The 8,000-nt window shown below is 67.4% G+C and carries 7 protein-coding genes and 1 pseudogene; all 8 read right to left on the bottom strand.

Translation table 11 applies throughout. The features are described 5' to 3' along the window. Positions 1-514, bottom strand: a pseudogene (locus SJH88_RS17615) (ABC transporter ATP-binding protein); the annotation flags it as partial. Further along, complete coding sequence (cydD, locus tag SJH88_RS17610; protein WP_274755231.1) at positions 511-2,199, bottom strand: thiol reductant ABC exporter subunit CydD; 1,689 nt, start codon at positions 2,197-2,199, stop codon at positions 511-513. The gene cydD and the pseudogene SJH88_RS17615, both read right to left, overlap by 4 nt. A 239-nt stretch (positions 2,200-2,438) precedes the next feature. Continuing rightward, on the bottom strand, positions 2,439-2,807 hold the full coding sequence (locus SJH88_RS17605; RefSeq protein ID WP_274755230.1) for a hypothetical protein: 369 nt from the start codon (positions 2,805-2,807) through the stop codon (positions 2,439-2,441). Continuing rightward, positions 2,783-3,112, bottom strand: a complete 330-nt coding sequence (locus SJH88_RS17600) for a hypothetical protein (RefSeq protein WP_260673870.1) — start codon at positions 3,110-3,112, stop codon at positions 2,783-2,785. Before SJH88_RS17600 ends, SJH88_RS17605 begins: the two co-directional genes overlap by 25 nt. 290 nt (positions 3,113-3,402) lie before the next feature. After that, entirely contained in the window at positions 3,403-4,365 is a 963-nt protein-coding gene (locus tag SJH88_RS17595; protein WP_270148333.1) for an NAD(P)H-dependent flavin oxidoreductase, read from the bottom strand. 143 nt (positions 4,366-4,508) lie between these two features. Continuing rightward, on the bottom strand, positions 4,509-6,299 hold the full coding sequence (locus SJH88_RS17590) for an acyl-CoA dehydrogenase (RefSeq protein WP_274755229.1): 1,791 nt from the start codon (positions 6,297-6,299) through the stop codon (positions 4,509-4,511). 66 nt (positions 6,300-6,365) lie between these two features. Then, entirely contained in the window at positions 6,366-7,514 is a 1,149-nt protein-coding gene (locus SJH88_RS17585) for an ABC transporter substrate-binding protein (RefSeq protein WP_270148340.1), read from the bottom strand. 106 nt (positions 7,515-7,620) lie between these two features. Then, positions 7,621-8,000: electron transfer flavoprotein subunit alpha/FixB family protein (locus tag SJH88_RS17580; protein ID WP_274755228.1), on the bottom strand; the 380-nt coding region annotated here is incomplete at its 5' end.

The raw sequence follows: 8,000 nt of genomic DNA, 5'->3' as shown, positions 1-8,000 counted from the left end.
GGCCCAGGCCCGCGTGCATGGCGCCCAGCACCACGGCCGCCAGCAGCGCGGCCGCGCAGGCCGACACCAGGGGCACGGCCAGGCGCAGGTACAGGCTGTCCAGCGCGTCCACATCGCTGGTCAGGCGCTGCAGCCAGCGTGCGGGCCGCAGGCGCAGCTGCCATGCAGCACCGGCCGGGGCCCAGCTGCGGAACAGGCGCTCGCGCAGCGCCGCCAACACGGCCAACGTGGCATCGTGCGTGACCAGGCGCTCGCCGTAGCGCGCCCCGGTGCGTCCCAGTGCCAGCAAGCGGATGCCGGCACTGGGCATGAAGACGTCGAACACCAGGGCCGTGGCCGGCACCAGCCCGGCCAGCGCCGTGGCGGCAATGAACCAGCCGGACAGGCCCAGCAGCGCCATGCCCATCAGCACGGTCAAGCTGGACAGGGCCATGCCCCCCAGCCACAGGTGGCGCGGCGCCATGGCCGCCAGCGCCACCAGCATGGCGCGTGTGCTGCTGCGGGATGCCTTCATGCCAGTACCTCCGCGCCCTGCACCGGCACCACCCGGTCCATGCGCGCCGCCAGCAATGGGTCGTGGGTGGCCACGATCAGGGTGCGCCCCTGGGCCAGCTGCAGCAAGGCCTGCATGACCTGCGCGGCCGTCATCGGATCCAGGTGGGCCGTGGGTTCATCCACCAGCAGCACCCCGGTCTGGGGCGCCGCCACGGCCAGGCGCGCCAGCGCCAGGCGCACGGCTTCGCCGCCCGACAGGCCCTGCCCGCCCTCCCCCAGGCTGCTGCTGGGGCGCGCCTGCAGCACGGCCCCCAGGCCCGCGGCCTGCATGGCCGGGGCCACGTCGGCCTCGGCCACATCGGGACGGTCCAGGCGGATGTTGCGGGCGGCCGAACCCGCAAACACATGCGGGTGCTGACCCATCCAGGCCATGCGCTGGCGCAATGCCGCCGCGTTGCAGTCCTCCATGGGCACGCCATCCACCCGCACCTGCCCCTGGTGGGTGGGCAGCAGGCCGGCGATCTGCGCCAGCAGCACCGACTTGCCGCTACCACTGGCGCCCCACAGGGCGACATGCTCGCCCGGCTGTATGTCCAGGTGCACCGCCGCGGCCAAGGCAACGGCGCCCGGCGCCTGGATGTGCACGTTGTGCAGCGTCACCCGTGCTGCGGCCTGCCGCGCCCTGGAGGCTTGGGGCGCGTGGGCCGCCAACGCCCCGGGCAAGGGCTGGGCCGCACGGGCCATGTCCTGCAGGGTCTGCACCGCGGCCTCGCCGGCGGCGCGGTCGTGCCACACGGCCGCCAGCTCGCGCAGCGGCTCGAAAAAGCTGGGGGCCAGCAGCAGCACGAACAGGGCCTGCCCTAGGTTCAGGCGGCCGTGCCAGGTGCCGAACTCCAGATAGCCCAGCAGGTGAAAGCCCACGTACACGGCCACCATGGCCACGCCCAGCGCCGAAAACAGCTCCAGCACGGCCGAGGACAGGAAGGCAATGCGCAGCACGCGCAGGGTGCGCTGGCGCAGGGATTCGGCATGCGCACGCAGCCGCTGGGCCGTGGTATCGACCGAGCCCAAGGCGCGCAGCGTGGTCAGGCCGCGCAGGCGGTCCAGCAGAAAACCGTTCATCTGACCCAGCTGCACCATCTGCTCCTGGCTGGCCGCCTGGGCACGCCAGCCCACGATGGCCATGAACAGGGGAATCAAGGGCGCTGCCACCACCAGGATCAGCGCCGCCACCCAGGATTGCCAAGCCACCACGGCGGCAATCACCAGCGGCAGCACCCGGGTGCGCCACATTGCGGTCTGGTAGCGCGACAGCCAGGGTACAATCGCCTCCGCCTGTTCGGCCACGGCGCTGGCGGCCTGGCCCGACGGTACGCGCCGTGTGTCCAGGGGCGAGCTGCTGGCCAGCGCCTGCACCACCTGGGCCCGCAGGGTGTCCAGCTGGGCCCGGGCGGCCTCGAAGCTCAGGCGCATGCCATGGCCCTCGCACCAAGCCTTGGCCGCACCCAGCACCAGCAGCCCCAGCGCCAGCCCACCCACCTCGGCGGCACGACCTGTGGCCATCCACTGCACGGCGGTGGCCAGCAATGCCGCCTGCGGCAGCCACAACAGCGAGGCCACGACCGACCACGCGGTACCGCGGTCGGGACGGCGACGCTGGGCGCGGGGCTTGCTTGCCGTTTGATCGAAGTCAGTGGATTCCATTTGATTCTGAATTTTCAGTATTTACTGAAATTTATGCAGATGCTAGGGTTTCTGCAGAACAACTTCCACACGGGCTCAGGTAGTCGAGTGAAACACTGCGACGTTGATTTCCATCAATTCACCCCGATAGGAAGATGGGTAATGGCCGTGTCATGACCTACACCAAGCCCCCGTGGTGCGCAGGTCAAAAAAACGCCCCGAAGGGCGCTGTTGGGTGATGGCGGCATGCCGCAGCGATGTCACACACGCTCAGCGACGCATGGTCTGCCGCGTTCAGCGCATGGTTGCCATGCGTAGCCATCGCAGGGGCCGTGCTTGGCCGCGCGGCTCAGTACTGCAGGGGCGTGACGTCGATGCTTTCGCGCGGGAAGTTGTTCTGCCACACCAGGGGCTTTTCTTCTTCTCGGCGGCCAGCGGCAGCTCACCTTCCAGGCCTGGGTCAGCGGGGCGGTCTCAAAGCCCTTAGCCAGGGCCTGCACCTGCTCGCGGTACTGCTGCAGGTCCCGCTGGGCGACACCGGCGCGCTGCAGGAAGGCCACGATCTTCTCGGGCGGATTGGGCGCCAGGCAGTTGAAGGGCACGTTCACGGCCACCATCGCCGGGTGCACGCACTCGGTGACGTTCTGGGGCTTGCCCAGGTGCAGGTGATGCGCTTTTGCGAATCGCACACGCTGGCAAACAGCTGCACCGCGGCGGGCTCCAGCGCCTGCTTGTCGGCATCGCTCAGGCGGACGTTTTCCAGGAAGGTCGCGGCCAGATCCTTGGGATAGTCCCGGTCGACCTCCTGCATCTCGGCAACGTTGATGAAATCCCCCTGGCCAGGGAAGGTCCGCGCTGGGCGCAGGTAGGCGTTGAGGGCTTCCATGGACTTGGCATCAATCTGGACGATGGACTTCAGGCCCAGGGCGGTCACCGTCTGGGGGTGGATTCGGCGGCGTGGGCCGAAGTGGCCTGGGCCAGCGATGCCAGCGCCACGGCGCCGAAGGATGTCAATTGCATAAAAAATTCACAAAACAGCGCCCGCGAGAGCGCACTGAAAAAAGACAAGCCCCTGTGGTACAGACCGCCCACTTCGCAGAAGGCAGCCTGGCACACAGGGGCTGGGCGGCTGCGCACGGCAAACCATGGCCTACCGAGGCGCCCGAATTGTAACTTTCTATGTCCTGCGCTTCCAGTCCCCAATGGGACGGCGGCGCCAGAGGGTCAGGCCGTGGCCAGTTGCAGGCGCTGGCGGGCTTCCTGGTATTCCCGCTTGAAACGCGCAATCAGCTCGGCCGCTGGCAGCACCTGGTCGATAGCGCCAATGCCTTGGCCGCAGCCCCAGATGTCCTTCCAGGCCTTGGTGCGGCCCGAGCCAAAGTTCATGGCGCTGGGGTCCGACACTGGCAGGTTGTCCGGGTCCAGGCCGGCCGCGCGGATCGACGGTGCCAGGTAGTTGCCGTGCACGCCGGTGAACAAGTTGGAATACACCACATCGTCCGAGTTGCAGTCCACAATGGCCTGCTTGTACTCCTCGGCGGCGCGGGCCTCCTCGGTGGCGATGAAGGCGGAACCGATGTAGGCAAAATCCGCCCCCATGGCCTGGGCGGCCAGGATGGCGCCGCCCGATGCCATGGAACCCGACAGCGCCAGCGGGCCGGCGAACCATTGGCGGATTTCCTGGATCAGGGCAAACGGGCTCTTCACGCCGGCATGGCCGCCAGCCCCCGCCGCCACGGCGATCAGGCCGTCCGCGCCCTTCTCGATGGCCTTGTGGGCGAACTTGTTGTTGATGATGTCGTGCATCACCACGCCGCCCCAGCTGTGCACGGCCTGGTTCACGTCCTCGCGCGCGCCCAGGCTGGTGATGATCAGCGGCACCTTGTACTTGGCGCAGACCTGCAGGTCGTGCTCCAGGCGGTCGTTGCTCTTGTGCACGATCTGGTTGATGGCAAACGGGGCGGCCGGCGCTTCAGGGTGCGCCCGGTTGTGCGCGGCCAGCTCTTCGGTGATCTCGGCCAGCCAGTCCTCCAGCATTTCCGCAGGGCGGGCATTCAGGGCGGGCATGGAACCCACGATGCCGGCCTTGCACTGGGCAATGACCAGCTTGGGGTTGCTGATGATGAACAGGGGCGAGCCGATCACGGGCAATGCCAAGTTTTGCAGCACTGCAGGAATTTTGGACATGCAACGGTCTCCGAATCTATTGTGATTGATAGAAAAACAGCTTCAAACGCTGACCAGACAAGCGCCAGCAGCTCACTTTTCTAATGATAAGAGCAGCCATCCCATGGTCTGCCCTTACCGCGGTGCTGTCTGTCGCCAGGGCGTCAGAAGGCGTCCAGCGCCAGGGCGCAGGCGCTGTCGCCACCCGCCAGGATGCTGTCGCGCAGGCTGGTGGTGCGGGTCAGGATGTGCTCGGCGTAGAACTGCGCCGTGGCCACCTTGGCCTGCATGAAGGCCACGTCCTCGCCCTGGGCCAGCTTGTCCTGCGCCACCAGCAGGGCACGGCCCATCTGCCAGCCGGCCACCAGGTTGCCGGTCAGCATCAGGTAGGGCACGCTGCCCGCGTACACGGCGTTGGGCGAGGCCTTGGCCTTGCCGGCCACAAAGTCCACCACGTCCAGGAACGCCTCGCGCGCGGCCTGCAGGCGCAGGGCCATGGCCTGGGCGGCGGCGGTGCCGCTGGCCCGCAACTGCTCTTCGGTCTTGGCGATCTGGGCGGCAATGTCCTTGGCGTTCTTGCCACCGTCACGGGCCGTCTTGCGGCCCACCAGGTCATTGGCCTGGATGGCGGTCGTGCCTTCGTAGATGGTCAGGATCTTGGCGTCGCGGTAGTACTGGGCGGCACCGGTTTCCTCGATGAAGCCCATGCCGCCGTGCACCTGCACGCCCAGGCTGGTCACTTCCAGGCTCATCTCGGTGCTGTAGCCCTTGACCAGGGGCACCATGAATTCATAGAACTCAGCATTGGCCTTGCGCACCTCGGCATCGGGGTGGTGGTGGGCCGCGTCGTAGGCCGCCGCCGCCGTGGTGGCCATGGCGCGGCAGGCCTCGGTGGTGGCGCGCATGGTCATCAGCATGCGGCGCACATCGGGGTGGTGGATGATGGCGGCGCTGCCGGCCACGCTGCCATCCACAGGGCGGCTTTGCACCCGGTCGCGCGCGTACTGCACGGCACGCTGGTAGGCCCGCTCGGACACACCGATGCCCTGCATGCCCACGCCATAGCGCGCGGCGTTCATCATGATGAACATGTATTCCAGACCGCGGTTTTCCTCGCCCACCAGATAGCCGACAGCGCCGCCGTGGTCACCGTACTGCAGCACGGCCGTGGGCGAGGCCTTGATGCCCATCTTGTGCTCGATGGACACGCAGTGCACGTCGTTGCGCGCGCCCAGCGAGCCATCGGCGTTCACCAGGAACTTGGGCACCACGAACAGGCTGATGCCCTTGACGCCCTCGGGCGCACCGGCCACCCGGGCCAGCACCAGGTGGACGATGTTGTCCGCCATGTCGTGCTCACCGTAGGTGATGAAGATCTTGGTGCCGAACACCTTGTAGCTGCCATCGGGCTGGGGCTCGGCCCGGGTGCGCACCAGGGCCAGGTCGGAGCCGGCCTGGGGTTCGGTCAGGTTCATGGAGCCGGTCCACTCGCCGGTGATCAGCTTTTCCAGGTAGGTGGCCTTCAGATCGTCGCTGCCCGCGGTCAGCAGGGCTTCGATGGCACCATCGGTCAGCAGCGGGCACAGCGCGAAGCTGATGTTGGAGCTGTTGAGCATTTCCACGCAGGCCGCGCCAATCGTCTTGGGCAGGCCCTGGCCGCCATAGGCCGCGGGGTGCTGCAGGCCTTGCCAGCCGCCTTCCACGAACTGCTGGTAGGCCTCCTTGAAGCCCGGGGTGGTGGTGACCTTGCCGCCCTCAAAGCTGGAGGGCTGGGTGTCGCCGGGAATGTTCAACGGCTCCACCACGCCCTCGCACAGCTTGGCGCTTTCTTCCAGCACGGCCTGCGCCGTCTCCAGACCGGCGTCCTCGAAGCCCGGAATCTGCGCCACCTGGTCCAGATGGGCCAGGTGTTCCATGGCAAACAGCATGTCTTTGATGGGGGCGGTATAGCTCATGTCTCAGCTTTCTTCTTGAGAGTAAAAATGGGTTCCAGCGCTTGTCCAGCTTGCGCTGACTGCTATTTATTGCGTCACGCGGCCTTGCGCGTTGACGATGCTCAAATCCACAAACCGGGAGCCCGACTGTGAGCCCCGCGCAAAGGTGACCCAGTAGCCACCAAGGTCCAGCGACTGGATGCTGCGCAGGCTGTCGGCCAGCCGCTCGCTGCTGAGCGGCTGGGTGCGGCGCATGGCCTCGACCAGCACCTTGGCGTTCACATAGCCTTCCATCATGGGATAGCTCACGCTCAGCGCCTCGTCCTTGGGCTGCTTGGCCAGCAGGTCGCGGAATTCCTTGTTCAGGCGGTTGGTGGAGCGGTAGGGGTTGGGCACGACCTGCGCGATCGACACCCCGCGCATCAGCTCCACGGGCAGGCGGGTGGCCAGCTGTTCGATGTCGGCGCTGGAGGTGGCATACACCTGGGCGGCCCCGCCTTCCAGGCGGTAGGCCTCCAGGAACGCCGCACTGGCGGGGCTGGACGCCACCACCAGCACAGCCTGCGCGCGCGGCTCCGCGCGCTGCAAGCTGTCGATGGCCGCCTCCTGCGCCTGCTTGCCGGCCTTCCAGGGCACGTGCGCCAGCAACTGTCCGCCGGACGCGGTCACCAGGCTGCCGACCAGCTGGGTCAGGGCCTTGACCTCGTCCTCGCTGCGCTCGTCGTACACCAGGGCCAGGCGCGTCAGGCCCAGGGTGGCCAGGTGCTTGGCAATCTTCTCCACCTCCTCCGGCAAGCCGGCACGCGTGCTGAACAGCTGCGGCGCCTTCAGCACCCGCATGTCGGTGCTGTGAAAGCCGACCAGGCTGATGGAGGCCTGCTCCAGCAGCTTGCTGTCGAGCAGGGCCTGCAGGTTGCGGTTGCCAAAGTAGCCGGCCAGGGCCACGGGCTTGGCCTCCTGGAGCAGGCGCTGCGTCTGCTTGACCGTTTCCTCGGGACTGCCCCGGTCATCGGCGGAGACCAGGCGCAGGCGGTCGCCGTGCACGCCGCCGGACTTGTTCACCTCGTTGAAATACAGGCGCATGCCCTGGGCGTAGGCCTTGCTCTGCACCGCCGTGGCCCCGGTCAACGGCGCCACCTGGGCCACCACCCAGTCCGCGTGCGCCAGACTGGCGCTGGCGGCACACACCACGGCCAAGGCCAGCCGATAGCGCATGCGCATGCTTGTCTCTTGCATATCCCGTCTCCGTGTTCGCAGGCTGTTGTTGTGTGAAAAGTCCTGGCGGCCGGCATCCCCCGATGCAAAAAAGGAGGGGCACGCCCCTCCTTTTGGTCTTCGCTGCTTACAGTGCCTTCACCAGTTCAGGCACCGCGGTAAACAGGTCGGCTTCCAGCCCATAGTCGGCCACCGAGAAGATCGGCGCCTCGGGGTCCTTGTTGATCGCCACGATCACCTTGGAGTCCTTCATGCCGGCCAAGTGCTGGATCGCACCCGAGATGCCCGCCGCGATGTACAGCTGGGGCGCCACGATCTTGCCGGTCTGGCCCACCTGCAGGTCATTGGGGGCGTAGCCCGCATCGACCGCCGCACGGCTGGCACCGATGGCGGCGCCCAGCTTGTCGGCCAGGGGGGTGATGACTTCGTTGAACTTCTCGGCGCTGCCCAGGGCACGGCCACCGGAGACGATGATCTTGGCGGCGGTCAGCTCGGGGCGGTCGCTCT

Source organism: Comamonas sp. GCA5 (assembly GCF_036541385.1).
GTDB classification, from domain to species: Bacteria; Pseudomonadota; Gammaproteobacteria; order Burkholderiales; family Burkholderiaceae_C; genus Comamonas; species Comamonas aquatica.
The sequence above is the reverse complement of the archived record's forward strand: the minus strand, read 5'-3'. Positions and strand labels throughout refer to the sequence as shown.